General features: G+C 53.8%; 17 protein-coding genes. 8 read left to right on the plus strand and 9 right to left on the minus strand.

Annotated features, from left to right (window positions below; genetic code table 11):
* The first annotated feature begins 165 nt into the window (after positions 1-165).
* Entirely contained in the window at positions 166-828 is a 663-nt protein-coding gene (locus ACOOGA_RS07920; RefSeq protein WP_420430326.1) for an FMN-binding negative transcriptional regulator, read from the plus strand.
* Here the strand turns inward: ACOOGA_RS07920 and ACOOGA_RS07925 are convergent.
* From ACOOGA_RS07925 to ACOOGA_RS07935, 3 genes are read right to left on the minus strand one after another with little or no spacing between them, the layout of a single operon-like run.
* Positions 825-2045: an MFS transporter gene (locus tag ACOOGA_RS07925; protein ID WP_420430328.1), complete on the minus strand. Its 1221-nt coding sequence runs from the start codon at positions 2043-2045 to the stop codon at positions 825-827. The two genes, ACOOGA_RS07920 and ACOOGA_RS07925, sit on opposite strands and share 4 nt — an antisense overlap.
* Positions 2046-2101: 56 nt before the next feature.
* A complete protein-coding gene (gene sigJ, locus ACOOGA_RS07930) occupies positions 2102-2998 on the minus strand; it encodes an RNA polymerase sigma factor SigJ (protein ID WP_420430330.1) in 897 nt (298 codons plus the stop codon).
* Between the two features lie 14 nt (positions 2999-3012).
* Positions 3013-3444, minus strand: coding sequence for a carboxymuconolactone decarboxylase family protein (locus tag ACOOGA_RS07935; protein ID WP_420430332.1), 432 nt, complete (start codon positions 3442-3444; stop codon positions 3013-3015).
* Positions 3445-3923: 479 nt separating this feature from the next.
* Here ACOOGA_RS07935 and ACOOGA_RS07940 point away from each other — a divergent pair, with 479 nt between their 5' ends.
* Positions 3924-5972, plus strand: coding sequence for a TonB-dependent siderophore receptor (locus ACOOGA_RS07940; RefSeq protein WP_420430335.1), 2049 nt, complete (start codon positions 3924-3926; stop codon positions 5970-5972).
* A 399-nt stretch (positions 5973-6371) separates the two neighbouring features.
* Positions 6372-7457 (plus strand): hypothetical protein, encoded by a 1086-nt coding sequence (locus tag ACOOGA_RS07945; protein ID WP_420430337.1) that lies wholly within the window; start codon positions 6372-6374, stop codon positions 7455-7457.
* Positions 7458-7813: 356 nt separating this feature from the next.
* Here ACOOGA_RS07945 and ACOOGA_RS07950 read toward each other — a convergent pair whose 3' ends face one another.
* The 3 genes from ACOOGA_RS07950 to ACOOGA_RS07960 all read right to left on the minus strand — a co-directional run bounded on the left by ACOOGA_RS07950 (position 7814) and on the right by ACOOGA_RS07960 (position 12017).
* A complete protein-coding gene (locus ACOOGA_RS07950) occupies positions 7814-10333 on the minus strand; it encodes a TonB-dependent receptor (RefSeq protein WP_420430339.1) in 2520 nt (839 codons plus the stop codon).
* Between the two features lie 9 nt (positions 10334-10342).
* Positions 10343-11362 carry a FecR family protein gene (locus tag ACOOGA_RS07955; RefSeq protein ID WP_420430341.1) on the minus strand — a complete coding sequence of 340 codons (1020 nt, stop codon included), beginning with the start codon at positions 11360-11362 and terminating at the stop codon, positions 10343-10345.
* A gap of 82 nt (positions 11363-11444) precedes the next feature.
* On the minus strand, positions 11445-12017 hold the full coding sequence (locus tag ACOOGA_RS07960) for an RNA polymerase sigma factor (RefSeq protein ID WP_420430343.1): 573 nt from the start codon (positions 12015-12017) through the stop codon (positions 11445-11447).
* A gap of 137 nt (positions 12018-12154) precedes the next feature.
* On the opposite strand from ACOOGA_RS07960, the gene ACOOGA_RS07965 reads away from it, so the two are divergent.
* The 3 genes from ACOOGA_RS07965 to ACOOGA_RS07975 all read left to right on the plus strand — a co-directional run bounded on the left by ACOOGA_RS07965 (position 12155) and on the right by ACOOGA_RS07975 (position 15852).
* Positions 12155-13300 (plus strand): inositol-3-phosphate synthase, encoded by a 1146-nt coding sequence (locus ACOOGA_RS07965; protein WP_420430345.1) that lies wholly within the window; start codon positions 12155-12157, stop codon positions 13298-13300.
* A gap of 184 nt (positions 13301-13484) precedes the next feature.
* Complete coding sequence (locus ACOOGA_RS07970; RefSeq protein WP_420430347.1) at positions 13485-14387, plus strand: CDP-alcohol phosphatidyltransferase family protein; 903 nt, start codon at positions 13485-13487, stop codon at positions 14385-14387.
* A gap of 1 nt (position 14388) precedes the next feature.
* Complete coding sequence (locus ACOOGA_RS07975) at positions 14389-15852, plus strand: lipopolysaccharide biosynthesis protein (protein WP_420430349.1); 1464 nt, start codon at positions 14389-14391, stop codon at positions 15850-15852.
* Here ACOOGA_RS07975 and ACOOGA_RS07980 read toward each other — a convergent pair.
* Together ACOOGA_RS07980 and ACOOGA_RS07985 are read right to left on the minus strand one after the other, a co-directional pair.
* Positions 15824-16561 (minus strand): NTP transferase domain-containing protein, encoded by a 738-nt coding sequence (locus ACOOGA_RS07980; protein ID WP_420430351.1) that lies wholly within the window; start codon positions 16559-16561, stop codon positions 15824-15826. The genes ACOOGA_RS07975 and ACOOGA_RS07980 overlap by 29 nt on opposite strands.
* Positions 16554-18941: an efflux RND transporter permease subunit gene (locus tag ACOOGA_RS07985; protein ID WP_420430353.1), complete on the minus strand. Its 2388-nt coding sequence runs from the start codon at positions 18939-18941 to the stop codon at positions 16554-16556. Before ACOOGA_RS07985 ends, ACOOGA_RS07980 begins: the two co-directional genes overlap by 8 nt.
* A gap of 336 nt (positions 18942-19277) precedes the next feature.
* Between ACOOGA_RS07985 and ACOOGA_RS07990 the strand changes: the two genes are divergently transcribed.
* Together ACOOGA_RS07990 and ACOOGA_RS07995 are read left to right on the plus strand one after the other, a co-directional pair.
* Positions 19278-19940: a response regulator gene (locus tag ACOOGA_RS07990; RefSeq protein ID WP_420430355.1), complete on the plus strand. Its 663-nt coding sequence runs from the start codon at positions 19278-19280 to the stop codon at positions 19938-19940.
* Positions 19941-19971: 31 nt separating this feature from the next.
* Positions 19972-21405, plus strand: coding sequence for an ATP-binding protein (locus ACOOGA_RS07995; protein ID WP_420430357.1), 1434 nt, complete (start codon positions 19972-19974; stop codon positions 21403-21405).
* Here the strand turns inward: ACOOGA_RS07995 and ACOOGA_RS08000 are convergent.
* On the minus strand, positions 21368-22309 hold the full coding sequence (locus tag ACOOGA_RS08000; RefSeq protein WP_420430359.1) for a LytTR family DNA-binding domain-containing protein: 942 nt from the start codon (positions 22307-22309) through the stop codon (positions 21368-21370). The two genes, ACOOGA_RS07995 and ACOOGA_RS08000, sit on opposite strands and share 38 nt — an antisense overlap.
* Positions 22310-22408 lie beyond the last annotated feature (99 nt).

The following is a 22408-nucleotide window of genomic DNA, read 5'->3' on the forward strand; positions in this document are numbered from 1 at the left end:
TCCGACACTAGTCAAGAGATGTGTTCGATTCCGAACAGATATAGTGTCCGAATATGAACAACTGACAGACAGTGTTTCCAGCTGGGCCTTGCAATTTTCTCACACTCGAGTATATATGCCTTATACTAAATATAAAGATTTCTTTATATTATGAAGGAACACCGTATGAGTTATCCCTCCATTCCTCACCGAGAGGAAGACTGGTCCCGCATCACGGGCCTGATCAAAGCCTATCCCTTTGCTCATTTATTCACTGGCAGCGGCACAAGGGCCCGGGTCACTCGCCTGCCGTTTGCGTTTGATGATACCGGCGAGGGTGGTGGCAGCTTGCGCGCACATATGGACGCCCGCAACCCACAGGTCAGCGCCCTTGACGACACGGATGTGCTGGTGGCTTTCTCAGGGCCAGACGCCTATGTATCGCCCAATTGGCGGAATGACAGAAGCCGCGGCGCGACATGGGACTACACGGCCGTGCATATCTGGGGTCGTGCGGTTATACGGCGCGACCGCGATTTTTTCGCCACGCTTATCCGCGACCTCGCCGCACCGGCTGAGGAGAAATACCAGTCACTTTCAGACGCACCCACCTGGACCTTTGAGGATGCACCCGAAGACTATGTAAATCGGTTGTTGCCGCATCTGGTGGGGTTTGAGATTACCATCACCCGCGTGGAAGCCATCTCCAAACTGCATCAGGACTTCGCGCCCAAGGATGCGCTGCGTGTTGCAGACCATCTTGCCCAAAGCCCGAATGAGGATGGACGGACTATCGCCAGCCTGATTCGGGCGAAAACCGCGCTCAAACAAGCGAAACGAACCAGCTAACACTGTACGCGCTTTTGACGTGGCAGGCACAGTATGACGCCGCCAATACCACAGGCTAGCACCGCACCGAGGAACGGGTGACCGGGGTTGGCAGCCGCAAGCCAGCCCCCTGTCAGCGCAGCCATCGCCGCCGCAAGCACGGTAACAGCACGGTAGAGCCCGAGGGCTTGTCCTTGCGCCTCTGTCGGTGCGGCGTCAGAGACGAGAACCGACGTTGCTGTCTGGCCAAAGGTAATACCAACCGCAATGGCGATAACCGCAGGGATATGCGCGGGTTCCGTATTGGCTTGTAGAAAAGCGTATTGCCCAAGCCCCATGAGCGTAAAAGCAAGCATCGCCACGGCGCGTGCACCAACCCGGTTCACCAGCCGCCCTACCACAAGGCCTGCCGCAACAAGTGGGGCGGACAAAAGCGCCGCGTTAATGCCAAGCTGCATTGGCTCGGTGCCGTAAACCTGCACAAAATAAACCGGAAAGAAATCGAAGAAGCTCATGATCGACCAGAAGGTGCAGAAAGATACCAACATGAGCGGCATCATCGCGCCAGCCATGCTCCTCGGTGTTGAAGCAGCTGTATGCACAGCCCCTCCTCCGCCCTTGAGGAAGACCGGCACCAGAAGGAGGTTCACCACAAACAGCGCAGCCGCGAGCCAGAAAGGTAGTGCCCAATGCATTGGGGAAACGCCTGAACTGACATCACCAAGGATGGCGCCGCCCGCGAGTGGTCCCACGACAAACCCTAGGTCCATCGCGATACCAATGAAGGCAAAGTTTCGCGCTTTGGTTTGCACTGAGCTGGCGTCAGACGCAAGCGACTGTACGATCGCAACGCTACCTTCGCCAAGTCCGGCGATAAAGCGCCCCAAAAGCAGCAGATATATCAAGCTGCTCATCACCCCCAAGGCCAGCATAAGCGACCCCAGAACCGTCAGCGTCAGCGCGAACATCAGCGTCTGCTTGCGCCCGTACCTGTCGGACGCACGCCCGAGAAGGAAGGAACCGATAATCTGCCCAAGCGGATAGAGCGCAAGCCCCACCCCCAACAATTGTATCCGGACACCGTTGCTAACTCCTTCATCCAAAAGAGGAGCCGCCGGTGTGAGGAACAAAGGGCTAAAAACCGGGAAGGGGATAGAGAAGCCAACCCAACCCAGAAAGACCGTCAGAAAGACAAACGTCATGATAGCGCGCTCACGCGCGTCGCGGTGCTGCGTCACAAAAACCTCGTTTCAAATGGGGTTAGGGTCAAATGGGTTAGGGCTTCTGGCTTGGGCTAGTGCCTGACCAGCACACCTGCTTCAGCGTCAATCCGGGCGAGCTTGTCCGGGTTGCGGGTTACAAAAATCTGGCTCGCTTTCCCGTCAGCATCGAAGCCGAAAGTAATGACCGCCTCAGCGCGGCCGTTAGCACGGGAAACAAGCCCCAGCGACGAGTTCAACTCAAGCGCTACGACCTCCCCGCCGCGCCAATAATGCCCCAGAACCTTGGTAACAAACGCGAGTGTTTCCTTCAGCCCCACCAGTGTTCTGCTCACTGCCGTTGCCTTGCCGCCGCTGTCTGATTGCACGGTTACGTCATGCGCAAGCAAAGACACAAGGGATTCAGTTTTCCCTGTATTAACTGCCGTCATGAAGGCATCGAGAAGCTCACCTTGTCGGTCCTTGGGTGCCTGATGCACCGTCTCGGCGCGTTGCACGTTTGCGCGGGCGCGGGAGACCAGTTTGCGGCATGCAGGCTCGGCAATATCGAGGCTCGCGGCAATGTCCCTATAATCCATTTCAAAAACGTCATGCAGCAGGAAGGCCGCACGCTCTTTTGGTGCCAGACGTTCAAGCACCAGCATGAATGCCATGGTGACACTCTCGGAAAGGGAAAGCTGGCATTCCGGGTCATCCAACACCTCGGTATGCATGGGCTCAGGCAACCAAGCTCCAATATAACTTGTGCGGGCGCGGCGCGCAGATTTCAGCACATCCAGCGCTTTGCGCACACAAACGGTGGTCAGCCAACCTTGCGGGTTGCTGATGCTGCCATCCTTTTCCCCGAGCCATGCGATCAGGGTATCCTGCACCACGTCCTCCGCTTCAGCAACAGAGCCAAGCACCCGGTACGCCAGGCCCATAAGGACCTGACGATGACTTTCAAAAATTTCTATCGCGCTGGACGACATATCAACGTCCTCACTCAGTGCTGCGAAATCTGGATACGGTTCCAGAGGTTGATCATCGCTGAGATCGCCGTGATTGCAGAAATCTCCGCATCGGTAAAATGCTTTTTCAGCTCAGCCCGCAGGGCGCCAAGATCCGTGTGAACATGCACTTCCGTCAGGGCCTCAACCCAGGCGAATGCCGCCTTTTCTTTATCTGTATAATCGCTCACGTGGCGCCAGACCACCAACCGGTCAAGCCTTTCATTGCTTTCACCGTGTTTGCGGGCATCGCCTGTGTGCATTTTTACACAGAAGCCACAGCCGTTGATCTGGGATGCCCGGAGAAGAAGCAAATGGTGCAGGGATTGCTCAATACCCGCCTTGGCAATCTCAGCTTCCACCGCCTGAAGGGCAGTCAGGATAGGTGCTGCGTGTTCATAGAAATTTACCGGTGCTGTCGTGGTCATTTTCATCTCCAGTTTGTTCAACATAAATTTGCTGTTCACAAACGTGACGATTGACCGTCCGGCAAAGTGACGTGGTGATGGTATTTTTCTCAGATTTTATCTGACCACCTCTGGAAACTCACCGGCAACGGTTCATAAAATCCCTAGCCCACACCCTGTTAAGAAGGCGTCAAATCGCCCTTCAATTGCTCCCCCGAAAACCCCAAAATAACGCATCGCCGCAGGGATGCCTGCTACCGCCTCGATAAATAGGCTGGACGTATATCCCTTTGTGATATAGGAATGCGACTCATTCTTAATATCAATAAATTCCTGTGCCTTCCCCACCTCAGCATAGGGATACAAAGGGTTTAGAAATGCCAGCTTTCACCACGAAGTATTCAGATTACTCCGGCACGCGCCATAGCACTCGATACGCTTTCCTGCTCTCACTTCTGACCTCGTCGGCTCTGATCTCCTCCCCCCTTCTTGCCAAAGACATGAGCGCAGAGGATGATGAGAATATTGAAGAGATCGTCGTTAAAGGCGCCTACACCACCAATGAACTGCTCGATTCGGCTACCGGCCTCGGCCTTTCGCCTCAGGAAACACCGCAGTCAGTCAGCGTCATGACCTTCCAGCGTATTGAAGACCAGGACCTGCGCTCGCTCGCTGATATTGTGATAAACGCTGTTGGTGTCTCAGCGAAAGAGCTGGACAGCACCCGTTATGGCTTCTCCGCCCGTGGTTTTTCGATCCAGAACTATCAGCTTGACGGTGTTCCCCTGGCATGGAGTCCTGGCGGTGATTCGGGCGAAACCCTACAAGACACCGCGCTGTATGAGCGTATCGAGATTGTGCGCGGGGCCACCGGACTGCTTACCGGTGCCGGTGACCCTTCCGCCTCCATCAACCTAGTGCGCAAAACGGCAAACAGCCGGAACTTCAAGGGCTTCATCGCGGCGGATGGCGGCAGCTGGAACACCTACGGCATCCTCGCCGATGTAGCCACACCGCTGAACAGCGACGGCTCCATCCGTGGTCGCCTCGTCGCACGTTATAGGGAAGGCGATTCGTTCCGCGACTGGGGCAGCGATAAGAAGACCGTGCTATACGGTGTAATTGAAGCCGATGTCTCTGACGACCTTCTGCTGCGCGCGGGTGCGAGCTATCAGGATAATTCTCCCCTTGGTACCACATGGGGTGGTTTGCCGGCCTGGTTTGCTGATGGCAGCCAAGCCAGTTGGGACCGTAAAAAGACCATCGCGCCCGATTGGTCTTTCTGGGCATCAGAGACCAGCAATTATTTCGCGACACTTGATTATAATTTCTCCGCTGACTGGCGCGCAAAAGTCAGCTTCAACAGAAACGAAACATCGGCCGATCTGAAACTGTTGTATCTATACGGTGTGCCAGACCGTGAAACGGGCATCGGTCTTGGCGCCTCCCCCTACCGGGCAGACACCAAAAGCGACCAGAACAGCATCGACTTCCAGATCCAGGGCGCTTTCTCACTGTTTGGCCGCCGCCACGAGTTGGTATTCGGCGGGCTGCACAGCAAACAATATTCAGAGGCAGGGTATTACGCGGCCAGCAATGTTGTCCCGATTGGGGATTTTAACGCATGGGATGGGTCGTACACTGAGCCAACATGGTCAACTGACCGTCAAATTGACGGCGACTATGACACTGTGCAAACAGGCTTTTATGCGGCATCTCGCCTCAGTTTGACTGATGCGTTCAAGCTGGTTGTGGGGGGCCGCCTGGCGAAATGGAGCCAGCGAGGGCAGCTATACGGCACAGTGCGCGACTATGGCGACAGCGGTGTGTTCATCCCTTATGCTGGTGCGCTCTATGATGTTTCAGACAATCATACAGTTTACGCCAGCTATACCGAGATTTTCGAGCCCCAGAACGCGCAAGACAGGAACGGTGACTTCCTCGCCCCGCTCGAAGGTAAAAACTATGAAGTTGGCTTGAAAAGCACTTTCTTTGATGATGCGCTTCACACCACCGTGTCGTTATTTCTTGTTGAGCAGGATAATCTGGCACAGCCCGACCCGGGCCACACCATTCCGGGCACAATTTTTGAGGCTTCCCGTGCCGCCCAGGGTACCGAGAGCAAGGGTTTTGAGCTTGAGGTTGTGGGCGAAGTCCTGCCGGGCTGGAACATCAGCACAGGCTATACCCAGTTCAAGGCTGAGGACGCAGGCGGCGTGGCTGTTAACACATCGCAACCGCGCAAGCTGCTGAAGATATTCACCACCTATTCGGTTAATAAATTCACCCTTGGTGGTGGCGTCAATTGGGAAGGCCGTAATTATACAGACACGATCAACCCGGTGAGTGGCAATGCTGAACGGTTAGAGCAGGCATCATATGCCCTCGCCAGCCTGATGGCCCGCTATGACATCAACGAGCAGCTGTCATTGCAGGCGAATGTGGAAAATCTGTTTGATAAAACATATTTCAGCCAGATCGGCTTCTATAGCCAGCTTGCCTATGGTGAACCTAGGCGGGTGACCGTCAAAGCCCGCTACACTTTCTAAGGCCAGACAACTACAAGCCCGGAGCGAGCGCAATAGCTCGGCCTGGGCTTACCTACCGCGACCCACCGTCATGTGTAGGAACAATATAGTTTGAAAATTAGGTTCAATTATTTTGAATAAAGTTTGGAAATTAATTCCAACCGCACTCCTCATGGCGCGGAATAAGTCCACCGAACTCAAAACACAGATCACTACCAATCGCTATTTTCATCGTTTTCCCAACTAAATTGGTGCCTAGCGAAGAATAAAAGATGCTGCGCTAGATTAAGCGGTCATCAGCTATTTATACAAGGCGGTCACAATTTTCCCTATCGCTACCGTTCACTAACGATTTACCCAAGAAAATGGAGGTACATCGTACGCCACTTCGTTCTAAGACCAGGAAAGAAGGACATACAAGTGGCAAAACGCATCCAATTCAATTTGCTTCAGGGCTTAATGTTTACACTGTTGGCGACAGGTAGCAGCTTGGCACAGGATCAAGGCATTCAACCACCCAGCCTTGGCCAGCAGGCGAGCTATAGCGAATACTGGGAACAGCAGTTCCTGTTTGACGATGGCACATTCGTCACCAGTCAGTTTCTGATTACCAACCTGCCGATAAGCAAACACCACGGCATCCAGATCGGCACGCTTGTTGGCAACAGCACACAAGCATATGGCGGACGTGTGATCATCAAGAACGGCCGCCCCCGCGATAGCTGGGGCTTTGAACCAACCAAACAGTCACTATCGATCTTCAGCCACGTTTTGGCCGGCCAACACCCAGGATATCTGATGCGGCTCGCAAACACCGCTGCAGAGCTGGATGTGTTATTTTCTGCAGGAGAGGACGCCATTGAGCTTGTAGCCCCTAACGGACCATTTGGGTTACCTCAAATTACACTCTACGCACCTCTATCCCAAGCCTTTGCCCGTTGGCGGCCAGGGCCGGAGATTGGTGGCGACGCCGAAGCCATTGACTGGATCAAGATCGGTCACGGCCATGGCATTGGCGTTCATGTGCGACAAACCCACGAGCTGCACAAGAGCATCCGCCGCTGGACCCGTATGACAGGAACCAAAAGCAGCGCGGGGGTTCCTGTCCCCGTCCTGCACCAATTTGTAACACCACGAGGTGAGACAAGCACCGTTCTGTTGCTGCTATCACTCTCCTCACCGCCACAGCGATTTGACAACGTCACCCTGATAGAAAAAAAGACCGGTACCACCTGGAACCTTCAAGCCAGCATGGAAGGACAACGGATAATTGGCACTGTCGTGATTGACAAACCACTCGATCATTTCATCTTAAAGGACCATTTGTCCGGTATCGAGAAGTTGGTAGCGGGCGCATCAGCGGACATCGACCGGACACAAACCATTGCCCGCTACACACTCTCGCTCGAGACAGCAACGGGCACCAAACAGCTCACAGGAGACGCAATTTTCGAAGATGTCATTGTCGGAGAAGGTCGCAGAAAACGCAATAGGCGTCTACGCTAGACGCGCTCAAGAATTTGCGGTGTAGCCCAGCCCGACTTTGATTTGATCACCATCACTGCAGTCCTCCGCAAGCGGACGCCAGCCGACCAAAACCCGCCAGCTTCCACAAACGGACACGGCCATCAGCTTGTAACGACCCACGAGATCGAGCACGGCTTCAGAAAACCCGTTTTTGGCTTCCACCCGCAACAAACCAAGCGCTGCAACGCTAACCTATTCCTTGCTGACCCCCTACCAACACTGAGCCACGCTTTTCGACAGCGATTTCGCGGACCCCACTGACGCAAAGTCGCCAGGTTTGAAGATGGCGTGGCCTAACGTCGCCTTGACGCGACTCAGAAAATAGGCCGCAAGGGTCAGAAACGACGTTCGAGAAACAGACCAAAAGTGCGCGGTCGCGGCGGAGTGACCTGATGGCCTTCAAGCACGGTAAAACTATTGCCGAAAGAGAAAGTATTAGCGCGGGTATCAGACAGGTTCTGGGCAAACAGACCCATCTTCCAAATATCGTTCGAAACCTGCAGACGGACGTTCAGGATGCCAAAATCGCCCATTTGTGGGGATTCCGCTTCATTGAAGGTCAACGCGGATTTACCGATATAGGCATAATCCGCGCTAAAGGTGCCGTCCCACTTCGGGCCCAGGGTAAACTGATACAACAGCGCGAGGCTGGCCGTGTTTTCAGAGATCGCAGGCAACCTGTCACCCTTGACAGCACCAAGGAAGGCATTGTCTTCGAGAAGTTCGGAATCGTTCCAAAAGAAAGATCCTTTCAGCTCAAGCCCGTCAAAGGGCGAAACCGCGAATTCCAGTTCATAGCCAACATTCTTTGCGTCACCGACGTTGGTGACATAGGGAAAACCGCTGTCGCCAATCTGGTCAGACTGAATATCATACCAGCGCACATAGAAGGCGGACATGTTGACTGACAGCCGACGGTCAAACCAGTAGGATTTTATTCCAGCTTCAAAGCTTATGAGGTCGTCGGACAAAAATTCGGTGACCCGACCCGCCGGAAACGGCTCGTCTGGGTCGGCCGCCACAAGAGCCTCTAGCGGCGTATCGATATTCAATCCACCCACACGGTATCCGACGCCCACCTGAGCATAGGTTTGCACCTGATCGGACCACGTATATTGAACGGCGACCTTTGGGATCACCTTATTGATCCTCTTTTTTCCATTCACTGTCTGACGTTCGTCGTCCAGGACAAATTCTGAAACATAGTCTAACTTGAGTTCATTACGGGAAAAGCGGGCGCCTGCTGTAAAGCTCAGCTTGTCTGACGCTCGAAAAATTGCCTCGCCGAAAACGGCAATGTCCTCTGTTGTTTCCGTTCTGTCTTCCCAAAGCGCAAGGCGTGCGTCTCTGATATCGAAAGCCAGCGCGAGTGCCGTATCCTTTGTCTGCAACCGACGAAGAAAATAGAACCCTGCCAACCATTCAAAACGATGCCCGGGGGCAGACTGCAGACGTGTTTCATGGCTAAAGGTGTCTATATCGTCCCGGGTGAAGTAAGCCACTGCGTTTTCTGGCTGTATCACCTCCAGAAATTCCTCTACTCCTGCAAAGGAGGATAGGTCATCCATGATGAAAGCGCTTGGTGGTAGATTTGCCAATTCGTCAAAAAACAATAAGCCTTCACTGGCGTCCGTTGTTTCCTTGACCGTGCGGTCAATAAGAGCTGTGGCACTAGTGAAGTGCAAACTGCCTATTCTGCCCTTGACCGTCATATTCAAATGGATGAAACCATCCTTGTAAGGTTCAGGCAGCAGGTTAGCGCGCTGGTTGCGCCCCAGCCGATCATCAAAATACTGGGAATCATCATAGTGAATGGTCTGGTAATTGATACTGGCCTCCAGATTCCAGCGCTCGTTGATTTGCCACCTTAGCGCCGGGCGGATGCCGAAGATGTCCAAGTTATTGGTATTCTTTTCTGACAGCCCGACGTTATCGATATAGCCTTCGCGCTGTTCGCCATAGCCCGTTACCCGCAAACCAAGCCGACCAGGAATTAGCGGGTGGTTGACCATAAAATCGAGCTGCCCGCCCAGGCCGCCGCCCTTTGTGCCTGAAAGTGTCGTCCGAACGCGGGCAGATGTGTCATCCACATCCGGTTTTTTGGTGATGACGCGGTACAATCCACCCATTGAACCGGCACCATAAAGTGTGCCCTGTGGCCCTCGCACCAATTCGATCCGATCTACATCAAACAGGCGTAGATCCGGGTTTGTATCATTCAGATTTACCGGCGTTTCGTCGATATAAACACCGACCATCGCCTGAGTACGGTCAGCGAATGGCCCATCAGACAAGCCACGAACAAAAATCTTGTTTCGGCCCGGGCCCAAATTGGTGGTGGAGACGCCTGCCAGGTGCGGCGCCAAAGACTGAAAGTCATGAACGCCCAGATCATCCAACACGAGCCCTGAAAGCCCTGACACACTGACCGGCAGATCAAATCCTGCTGCCGGCCGTTTGACCGCTGTAACCACTAGATCTTCTATAAAATCGGCTTGTCTGGCAGCGTGCCTCGCCACTGGAGCCGTAGGCTGCTGCTGGCTCTGGGGTTGCGCAGGAACGAAAAGCTGAACTGTGCTATCATCCAAGAACCGGTAGTGAATACCGCTGCCGTCAAGAATTGTCCTCAGTGATGCGTTTCTTGAGATATGGCCTTGCGTCCCGCCTGACATCACACCGTCTAGCTTGAGCCCCGAAAAGTCTATCGACAGCCCAGCTTCCTCGGCAAATTCGATCAGCGCGGTTACCAGCGATTGCGGCGGCACGTCAAAGATCGTCACTTGGGCATGCACTGGAGCATTGGCCAAAGCCCCTAGGATCAGTCCGAAAAGAACGGCGCCCTGCCGTGCAGCCATACGCCCCGCCTACTGGTTGGCTGTAAAGATAATTTCGAAATCAGATACATCCAGATCCAGATCCATGAACCCGGCCAATTGCCGTGCCATCTGCTCTGCCGTCGAAACCTGAATTACACCAGAAAATCGAATATTGAGATCCGCTCCCGAAGCAAGTCGGACGGATACAGTTGGGAACAGCGCATCAATTCTGGAGACAACATCAATCAAAGCAGCATCGCGGAACGTTAGCACGCCCCTGGCCCACGCCCCTACAGTTTCGGCTGGCACATGTGCCATCACCGGTTCCGTCTCGTTTTCATCGAAAATCGCTACAACACCTGGCTCGATCAACAGGGGTGCCTGCGTTGCACTTGCCTCATGGTCAAGCGGCTCAACAGCCACCAGACCATGGTTCACCGCCACCCGGTCGAAACCCTCTGCCCGGATCACTTCGAACCGGGTCCCCACCACTTTCACTTGTCGATTGGCAGTTCGCACATAAAACGGCCGCGTCGGGTTCGGCACCACATCAAAGAAGGCACGACCTGCCTCAAGGGTCACCACACGCATATCGTCAGATATGGCGACCGTCATACCACTACCGCCAAACAGCGACACCCGCGAACCATCAGCCAGCTCGACGGTGCGTACGCTCGCACCTTCCGCCACATACTGGTGCGGCAAGGATGGTTCATCGTAAAAACCGGTGCCGGGGAAAATAACACCGAAAAGAAGTGCCATTGCCGCAGCAGCAACTGTCGCCAAACGCGGCCAGCCAAGGTTTGCGAACAGGCCATGCCACTTTGGTTTGCTCTCGACTGTAAAATCCTGAGCAAAGGTAGTTCGCACCACGCCCTCAAGGGCATCAGCCGAACGCATGGCCAAAGCCACCCGCTCGTACGCATCGGCGTGCGCCGGGTCTTCAAGCAGCCACTCCATATGGCGCTCGATATCCACGTCGGTCACGTCGCCGGATGCCAAACGGGCATACCAATCAGCGGCTGCATCCAGCACAGCGGGTGGCGTTATGTCATGTCCACTGCTCATGGTTTCATTCTCTCATACATCACTATAACGGAATGAAGGACGGAAGCCCTCCAACCGACATTCATCACTGTGTTGCGCGGGTTCATTGTCGCTGGCTCCTCGAAATGGCCAGCGCCTTAATGGCCCGGATCATATGTTTCTCGATCGTACTCTTGGGAATACCGGTCCGCTCGGAGATTTCAGCGTGGCTCAACTCCTCGAACCGGTGCAGCAAAAATATCTGCCTAGTCTTCTTCGGCAACTCTTCCAGAGCCTGCATCGCCGCGGCCAGCTCCTGCTTGGCCACCAGCGCACGCGAAGGGTCTACAGACACCGACGCACTCATATCATCATCCGCGCCAGCCGTATTAGCCTTGCCCCAAGCGTCCTCTCGCGCTGCGCGGGCGTTGCGCTCGCGCACCTTATCGATCACGAGGTTAGCAATGATACGAGCCAGAAGGGCCTCTGGTGAAGCAGTATTAGCCACATCATACTTATTCTGGAACCTGATGAAGGCCTCTTGAACAATTTCCTCGGCTTCGGCATCATCCTTCAGGCGTGCTGCCGCAAAACGAATCAACGGACCCCGCTGCAGGCGAAAAAGTTCCTCCAGTGACCTGCCCCGTACCGTGCTCGCCTGCGGTTTGTCTGTTTTTAATTTCGCCCAATCAAACATGCCGGAACCTTAGCCGATTGCCCCCTGCCAGAAAAGCACCTGAATGCCATTACAAAAATATTTCAGAAAGATTGGAGGTACATAGCCGGCAGGTCCGTTTCCCTGACGAAGCAAATAAAAAGGCCTGGAGTATCCTTATGACAATGCCGAAAAATACCATCAATGTCGCCATCGTGGGCTTAGGGAACTGTGCGAGCTCCCTGGTACAGGGCGTCTATTATTATGGCACTGAGAAAAACGCAGATGCCTCAGGGTTAATGCATGAAAGCCTAGGCGGCTACCTGCCGTCCGACATCCGCATAACTGCAGCGTTTGACATTGACCAGCGCAAGGTTGGTAAGGACGTATCCAAAGCCATTTTTGAGGCTCCCAATTGCACAGCCGTCTTCCAGGCGGACATTCCCCATCAGGGCGTCAAGGTGAAAATGGGCCGTGTTCTGGATGGCTATTCAGATCATATGTCAACTTACCCCGACAAGCGCCGATTCATGCCCCTTGACGCGCCCGAGCCAACCAAACACGATATCGTCCGCGAATTAAAAGAAGCAAAGGTGGATGTTCTGATGAACTATCTGCCAGTGGGCAGCCAGAAGGCGACCGAATTCTATGCTGAATGCGCGCTCGAGGCCGGTGTCGCCTTCGTCAACAACATCCCTGTTTTTATCGCTAGCGATCCGGTGTGGGCGGAACGGTTTGAAAAGGCCGGCCTGCCGATCATCGGCGACGACATCAAGGCCCAGTTGGGCGCCACCATCGTGCACCGTGTCCTGACCGACCTGTTCGCCAAGCGCGGCGTGGCCATGGACCGCACGTACCAGTTGAACACGGGCGGTAATACAGACTTCCTAAACATGAAAAACCAGGAACGACTGGAATCCAAAAAGACTTCGAAAACCGAGGCAGTTCAGTCGGTCGCGGCGCACCGGATCGAAGACGAAAATATCCATGTGGGCCCCAGCGACTATGTGGCCTGGCAGAATGACAACAAGGTTTGTTTCCTGCGCATGGAAGGCCGTCTGTTCGGCGATGTGCCGATGAACCTTGAACTCAGGCTGTCTGTTGAAGATTCGCCTAACTCGGCTGGTGTCGCCATTGATACCGTCCGCTGTGCCAAGCTGGCACTCGACCGCGGTAGGGCCGGTGTGATTGAAGGGCCTTCGGCCTTCTTCTGCAAGCACCCGCCCATACAGCACACCGACGATGTGGCGCGCACCATGACAGAGGCCTTCATCGCTGGGTCTCATATTGAACCGGCGACCAAAAGAATTGCGGCGGCAGAATAACCGTCCCCTGGCTGAAGGTATTCGCCTTACCGCAATGCCCCGGCCGCTCCACCCCTCCCATTAGGCGGTCAGGGCCCTATCCCCTTGTTTGACGGTATTCGCCTCACGCCTTGCCGCAACACCCCGGCCGCTCCAATCTTCCCATTGAGCGGTCGGGACCTACCCCAAGAAGGAAAAAAGCGCCATGGTCCAAACACCGATAGACGCATCATCCCGGGGCTCTGTACTGGAACCGCATCAGTATGGGCGACCAAGTGCGATCGAAGATGCATCCAATCGTTATCTGATCCACCCCCTGTCAGACCTTGTGGTGACCGTTGCCCACAGGATGGGGCTTTCTCCCAACACAGTCTCATTCATGGGGCTCGCCTGCGGTTTTTTGGCGGCCTTCCTATATTATGACCTGCCTCAGCAGGTCCCAGTTATCGGTGGTTTTGTTGCCATGGTTGCCTGGCACGTCCTTGACGGGGCCGACGGACGCCTGGCGCGTCTCACGCGCCGGTCCAGTGCTTTTGGCCGCGTCATCGACGGCATCTGTGATCATCTTGTGTTTGGCGCAGTCTATATCGCGCTGGCCTTGCACTTGATGGAAACAGGCTATTCTGCACATGTCTGGTGGCTTGTCGTCGGCGCAGGCCTGTCACACGCGGTACAGGCCGCCGGCTATGAAGAACGACGTCAGAAATACCAGCGCAGGCTGAAGGGGTTAACACGCGCAACGACAGAACAAGACATGTTGGTGGTGAACGGCAAAAAATCCACGCTAGCAGCCCTCTATGATGCAGCACAAAAGCTGGTAAGCGGCAACCGCTCAGTGCTTGACGACAGGCTCCGCAACCTCCAGACGTCACCGAACGGAAAAAGGTATGCGGCTCACATCATAAGCCAAACTGTACCCATGGTACGCGCTTGGGGCGTCTTGAACGCCAACAACCGTACCTTCCTGATCTTCGCTTTTTCCTTGTTCGGGCAGCCGGCTTTCTATTTCGCCTTCGAGTTGGTGATCTTCAATTTGGTCTTGGTGATCCTGATGATCGCCGAATGGCGTCAGGAAAAGGCGCTGGCGGCTCAATCGCTGCCAAACTGAGATGGGCGCAATCGACGACATAAAAGACATCCTGCGCGGCGCACTGGCATCTCTTGGCGGCTTTGGTGGTCGCATGCTGGCCCGGCTGGTGCTGATGCTGGTTGCGGGCCACCTCTATGGCGCGGCATCACTGGGGCTTTTAGGCCAAGTGGCGGCGCTCACAGAAATCATCGCGGCGGCGGCAACCATGGGGCTCAAACGTACTTTACTCGATCTCCTCAGCGGCAAGGAAGCCGAGGAACAGGCACTCAAAATCATCAAAGAGGCGTTGATGGCAGCCCTGCTGGCGGCCTTTGTGGGCGCCTTCTTGTTGGCTGCCTTGTGGCCCCTCCTCTTTCCTGCCCCTTCCATGCCCTTGCTGCTGCTGGGCGCCATACCCTCTATCGTCATCGCGGAGGTTGGCGGCGCCGCGATCCGGTTCAAGCGCATCATTCGCTGGGAAGTGATTGCACGCTGCGTGTTTGAGCCCTGGGGCTTCCTGCTTGGCGCGTTGACCTTTTATTATACTGGCCTGACGGAGACCGGCCTAGTCGCGGCATACGCTTTCTCCTGCGTGATGGCGGCATGTGGCATACTGATCGGCCTTCACAAGGTATTTGGTGCCCGCGCCCTCATTGGGGCTACATTCAACCCGACTGCCCTTTACCGCATACCGCTCTATAGCCTTCCTGCTGGGATCACAGACATGGGCGTCATGATGTTTCGCCGTCTTGATATCCTTATCCTGTCAACCGTCGCAGGTCACGACACCACCGGCATCTATTATATGGCGCAACAGATTGTCACCATTCCACATAAGATCCATCAGTTGTTTGATCCCATGATAACCCCTGTGATTGCCCGGCTACATCATGGGCTAAAACGTGACGTGATTGCCGCTAAGCTAGCGGGCTTCTGCCGCTGGACCTTCACACTGCAGCTGGCGCTCACGGTGCCCATCGCCATATTCGGTGACCACCTAATGGCTCTGTTCGGCGATCAGTTCGCCTCAGGTGCAATCGTTCTGGCCTTCCTTTTGTTTGCTGAATTGATGGACGGCAGTTTTGCACTGACGGAAACCACCCTTCTGTTCGCCCGGCCAGGCCTGCCGCCCAGATTGGTGTCCACCGCGCTTGCAATCGAGATACTGACTGTTGCCGGACTGGCGTCGCTTTGGGGAGAAACGGGGGCCGCCATTGCCTTCGCCATTGCCATGTCGAGCCTGGCCCTGGCCCGACTGTTTTTTATCAAACAGCAGCTCGGCATCAGGATCATAGGGGTCCCATTTATGCCACCGATTATCATTGCATTCCTTGTTGGGGGGGGGCTGTTGGCTTTCAGGCTCTATGTCCCTGCCTTTGCTGCCGACGTTTTTGGCCTTCTTCTTCCTGCCGCCATTTGCTGTTTTCTGCTGTTGGTCAGACTGAAAGGGTTGACGCCCTTGGACAGGGAAGTGGTCAAGCAATTGCGCTCTGGTTCAAGCTGATCCAGTCTGACGCCATCCGGTGCATCGCTGGGCTATCAACATCAATCCAGAAAGCGTCTCCAATATCTACACCAAGAGCACGGCCGTTCTGCGCCAACATGGCCATGCCACCGGATATTGAGAAATCTCCCGTTTCACGGCCTGTCTCACTGATGGCATCAAAAAGCGCCGGGCCTGCACAGAAAACCCCTGTATCGAAGGCTGTGTAAACGGAAATCTCTTTTCCAATCTCCCTAATGAAAGGGCCCTTCATGCAGACCTTGGTCACATCGTGCAAGTCGACAAAAGAATTATTCAGGCGCATATCCACCGCAAGCGCAACATCAGTTTTCATAAGCGGGTGGGCCAAAAGCCTATGATACAGCTCAGCCGACACGATATGATCACACATGGCAAGACAGAACCGCTTGCCAGCAAGTGCTTCCCGCGCGGCCAGAACCGACAGCCCATTCGACCGCCGGTAATCGGGGTTATGCACCAAGTCGATCTCCCACCCCCGTTGCTGGCGCAAAACCGAAAGGCTTGCTGCAAGGATGTCCGCCTTATACCCCCCGACGACGGTGGCCCGCTTCAAGCCAGCCTCAAAGGCGGCCTCCAGGGCGTATTCGATCAACGGCTTTCCATGTACCTCCACGAGAGGTTTAAGGTTGCCCTTTGCCCTCAGGCGCGTCCCCATGCCAGCGGCCACTATCAGAAGATCCTCAACCATAAACTGTCTTTCTTTGTTTGGCGCTTTGTAAAAGTTGCAACAACACCGGCAGCAAAACCCAGGTCATCAATAGACACATGCCGAAGCCGATCAACGCCAGATAACCCATCGACCGAAGGCCGCCCATGGACGCCGTAATCAGCCCGCCAAACCCCAGAAGCGTCGTGAAGGTCGTCACAATGGCCGCCCGACCGGTTGTCGCCATGACCGTTCGAACTTCGTCGCGTCCTTCGGTGAAGCGTTCCACAATATGGATAGCATTGTCGACGGAGATACCAATCAAGGATGGCAGGATCACCATATTGATGATCGACAGCTTCAGCCCCACAAGCGCCATAATGCCAAGGGTAAGGATTAGTCCAAAGGCCGTGGGCGCCAGAATAACACATGTCGCCTTCAGTGAGCGGCAAAAACCGGCCACAGCCGCCAAGGTCACCAGCCCAACCAGCAAAACGGCTTTGATCGCGTCCGCCTTCATCAGCGCCAGCATTTCCACAAAGATAAACCCCTCTGACGCCGGGTGATAGGTCTTTCCATCAACTGTAAAGCTGGCGACATCGTCATAAAACTGGCGGGCAAGATCAGCATCATTCATTGTCACCGAGTTGTAGATATAAACCAGATAGCCCGGTTTTCTCTCGTTGCCCAAAAAGACACGGCGCATGCCCTGTGGCAGGTCCTTCACATCCAGCATGCCAATCTGCAGATATTTGGCCTTGTCCTGTAACGATATCGGCAGTGGTCCACTTTCCTCGATTTTCGACCACATGCGGTTGATCACTTCAAGTCGTGCGGCCTGGCCTTCTCTGTCTGGCACGAAATTGCGGACACTGGTGATTTTCGCCACGGTCGGTGTCCGGGTATCCTTGCGATTGTAGGCTTCGAAATAGTCTTCAATGGCCTTGACCTCTTCAAGCGTATCAACCACCAGAACGGCCCGGTCATGACCGCCTTTGAAGATGCGTTTCGACCGCTCAGTAGCCCATTGGTGCTCTGCCGACTGTGCCGCCTGGATATTTTTGAAGTTTCGCTCGAATGACAGGTGCGGCACCAGGAAGCCCGCTGCCACAAGCGGCGGAAGAAACAACCCAAGTGCCCGGCGGGGCCCTAGCGCAAACCGCCCGCCCATAACACCACTGCCAGCGACGCCGCTTGGGCGCCATGTCATAAAAGGGGCCATAACGGACAGCAAGGCCGGAAACACGGTATACATTGACAGGTAAATCAGCAGCATGCCGCTGCCCGCGATGAAGCCAAACTCTCGGAACGCGCGGAATTCTGTCAGCAGCAGGGCCAAAAAACCTGCCGCTGTTGTGATACCCGCGATCAATGACGCCCGCCCCGTATGGGCCAAAAGGACTGCGATTGCTTCCCTGTGGCTGTCACCTAGCCCCCGCGCTTCCGCATAGCGGCTGAAATTGTGAATTCCGAAATCAATGCCCAACCCAAACAGGATCAGCGCCAAAAAAATGGTGATCAGGTTCAGCCCCCCAATAACCACTGCCGTTAATCCAATCGTCCATATAATGCCAAACGCTAGTGGGATAATGATCAACGGCAGCGCCATCAGGCGACGATAATGAAGCAACAGAAGAAGCATAATCAGCGACACAGAACTGCCAAGGCCGATCTTCACGTCATGCATCACGGCGTCAAATTGCGCTACTTTGTTGCGAACCCTGCCCGCAATCCCGACTTTAAGCCCACTGCCTGATGCATTCAATTCAAGGGCCTGAATGATGGCAGCAATATCGCCAATCATAGTCTTGGCACCAGCCAACCCTTGATATCCAGCTTTGGGCCATATTACGAGCGCCTGGCTGCGTCCATCGTCTGAGGCAAATCGCCGCTCGGTCTCCATCGGAGCTAGAAGTTCGCTGGCAGGAACCCCTTTCTTCTCACGGCTTGAAACTCGGATATCCTGCCCCACCAATGAGATAGTGAGAGGTATGCCGGTCGACTTCTCGATATTGCGAGTGACATTAGCCAGAATCTCTTCTTCCAGTCTGGCTTCAACCTGCTCCAGTTCAGCGACATCAAGCTGCAACAGCTTGTGGCGCTCAAGGACGGAAATATCTTCAAAATACTGAGCGCTGTCGGTCCATGGCAGGCGACGGGTAATTGCCTCCAGAATGAACAATCCCTCCTCAGCCCGACGCGGATCATCGCTTTCGACAATCACTTGAATAGCAGCAAAGCTGCCAATTTTTTCCATGGCGTCATTCAGTGTGATCACGCTTGGGGCATCTTCCGGCATCAGGGCCTCAAGCTTGGTCGAAACCTTGAGCGTACCCGCTGCTGACATGGCAAGCACAGATGCCATGAGCGCCAGCGCCAAAACCAACCAACGCCCTGCCACAACCAGCCCGGCTGCTTTCATACTCCAGTGTCCCACGCTCACTCCACATTTTCACCCGCTTACAGGGTAATAACGGAGCGCCACCTAAGCCACCTCCAGTAAAACCACCTTGTCCACGTTTGGTGATGGCGTGACCGCCAAAGTGATCGCTCTGAATGGATGCTTGGGTTCCAAGTTTGATGAGGTACTCATGTTGGAAGAACAGTTTCACGATCTGTCTCACTAGCACTGAAGCAGAACAGCTGGTGCAACCCGCGGCCACATAATCGCCGTCGCTACCTTCTTATATTGCATATAGAATTAGTAGTGCCTTGCTATGTTAAGTTTGGCTTCAGGCAAATTTGAGATATTGAAACGATGGCACGTTTATTATTGGTAGAGGATGACGTTCAGCTTGGGGAATCCCTTAAAGAAGGGCTTGAGATGGATGTCTATCACGTTGATTGGTTGCGAAATGGCGCGGATGCGCTTTTGGCGCTGGAAACCAATGATTTTGACATCGCCGTGTTGGATCTGGGCCTGCCGGGGATGGACGGGGTAACGTTACTACAGGCCGCCCGCAAGAATGGTGACAGCACCCCCATTCTTATTCTCACTGCGCGAGACACTGTTGCAGATAAAATAAGAGGGCTGGATTCAGGGGCGGACGATTATCTAGTAAAACCCTTTGATATAGATGAATTATCCGCACGGCTTCGCTCACTCTTGCGGCGCTCGTCAGGGCGGGCAAGTCCTGCACTTGAAGTGGGCGCAATATCATTGGACCCCGCAACGGGCGATATTACTATAGATGCCATTCCTACTATTTTGTCCGGCCGAGAACGGGCCTTGTTGCAAATTCTGATGGAGAACGCCGGACGTTTTGTTTCCAAAAGTAGATTGGAGAACAGCCTTTATGGCTGGGATTCTGAGGTCGAAAGTAATACCGTTGAGGTATATATCTCCAAATTGCGAAAGAAAGTTGGACGCGCGAGTATTACCACAATGCGCGGCGTCGGCTACAGAATGAATAAAGCGTAACATGGCCGCCTCTCTCAAACGGAAGCTTACAATGCATCTATCCCGCTGGTTGCTCGGGATCTGGATCGGCGCTTCCCTTTTGGCATTTTTTGCCGCCAAATCCGAGGTGACAGAGGTTTTTGATATGCGCATGCGTGATTATGCCACGCTGCTTACAGAGATTGCTTATCGGCGCATCCATGACCTTGAAGAACGCGGCGTTGATGTGATCAACACCCCACCCAACACAGCCTTTGAATATAATAGTACGCTAGCCTTCAAGGTATGGCGCAATGGGAAACTGGCAGCAAGCAGCACCGGCGCGCCTAATTTTCCAACGCCAAATCAGCCAGGCTTCTATTACGAAAGAATAACTTCTTACGAAAACTCAGATCATGAAAAAGAGATCGCTGAAGGGCGTGCACCAGAGCTTGAGACTGACGACTGGATTTTTTATGCGGCCCACGACCCTTCATACGATCTTTGGGTTGTGGTGGCGGAAATCGACGATGTTCGGGAGTTCCTGATTGGTAAGATGATATTGCAGATGGTTTGGCCTGTATTGGTGATATTTCCCATTCTGTTTGCCGCCATATATTTTACCATACAAAAGCAATTGAGGCCTCTTGGGAAAGTCTCGCGGCAAATAGGCAGACGCAATCCATCAGAGCTCTCTTCTATCAGCAGCGATGGGGCGCCAGCCGAATTGATACCCATCATTGCATCGCTTAACAGCTTGCTTGCCCGCTTATCTGCAGCTTTGGAAGCCGAACGCCGGTTCACAGCGAATGCTTCCCATGAGCTTCGGACCCCGCTAGCTGCTCTAATAACACAGGTGCAGGTCGCGGAGCGGCAAAGCGAAGACAAAGAAAGTCGACACGTTCTTTCGAAGATCAGGGACAGAGCAAACAGGCTTACAAATTTGGTTGATCAGCTAATGACCCTCGCGCGCCTTGATCCTGACCAGTCCTCATTAAATCCGGAACATTTCTGCGTTCAGCAAACAAGCGAAGCCATTTTGGCTGATTTGGCGAACGCGGCTCTGGAAAAGAACATTGAACTCAACTTAGATGTGGCGCCAAACAGCACCGTGTATGGAATTGAGGCTCACTATTCTGTAATGGTGCGTAATCTTGTTGAAAATGCAATTCGGTACTCCCCCGAAAACACGGAAGTATGTTTGAAGTTCTCCCAGGAAGGCTCTACCTGCGAAGTAATGGTAACGGACCAGGGGAAGGGTATCCCAGATAAGGAAAAAAAACGGGTATTTGAATATTTTACACGCGGCGAAAATGAAAGCATTCTGGGCAGTGGCATCGGCCTGTCAATCGTCCAACGGGTTGCCTCATTTATGAAGGCCACAGTCACAATTACGGATAATATTCCGTCAGGAACCATTGTTACAGTCTGGTGGGATACCAATGTTGCGTCAGTCGCCGCTGACTCAATTAGGAAAACGAGGCAGCATCAATCGAAAGAACGTTAACTTCACTGATTGGTGTTTGTGTAAAGCTCCCCTCAAGCCATCCAGCTTTTTGAATTGCGGCCTGCCGATTTCGGCTCACAGGTATGGTTCTGCCATCAAACAAAGTAATTTCGATATTACGTCCCTTTTTGACCGCGCGGCGAACCGCCCCTTCCGCGACCCAGTGAGAGCGATGTACCTGCAGTCCGTTCATATGTGCAACGTCGACAATGGCATCACCAAACCGATAGTATATCAGCTCATTTCCAGACTCTGTTGTGACCATGATGTAATGCTGCTGGGCCTCAATGTGCAATATTTCTGCGGTATCCGGCAGGTCTGACCTGAGAAGGAAACGTGGCATAGATGGTTGAGAGGAAATCTCCTCCAACTCCATTTGATTCAATTTATGCGCTCTATTGGCACCGTGGCTACCACCCATTATATGCTCGGTTTCCGGGCAGTTGCCGCGGGAAAACCAAAGCATGTCAAGAAGCAGCGCCATATAGAACATTGGTACAGCTGCGCAGAGAACTTCATGCCAAATACCCTGCATAAGGAAATGGGTCCTGGTGCTGTATGTTTGCCCTTCCACTACTGGGTATTCCGACAGCCCGATTGCCATATCAATGAGTTCGGAGAAGGGCGAAAAAATTAGCAAACCCGCGCCCCAAACCATGACCATTTTGCCGGCAAACGGAAGTTGTGCGAGCCTGCTGTTTCGCTCAAATACAAAGCGTAAACCAAACAAGATTATCGCTGCAATTACGGTAAGAACAACCCAGAACAAAAAAGTCGCGAGCTTGCCGAATTCAACGGATGGAACGTAGGCACCAGCCATTGAAGTTGATGCAGAACCAACAACGACAATAAAAGCTGTCACATAGGGTTTTGCGTCCCAAAAATTTACGTCTTCCCGCTTCATCTCACGCCTTTCACTACAGATATTCCTCTTCATAGATGCAGTGTCGCGAACGTTCCTGAAACGTAGCTGAATAAAAAATTGCCCCGTTCATGCAGAATA

Origin of the sequence: Kordiimonas sp. (assembly GCF_965216265.1) — a bacterium.
Classification (GTDB): domain Bacteria; phylum Pseudomonadota; class Alphaproteobacteria; order Sphingomonadales; family Kordiimonadaceae; genus Kordiimonas.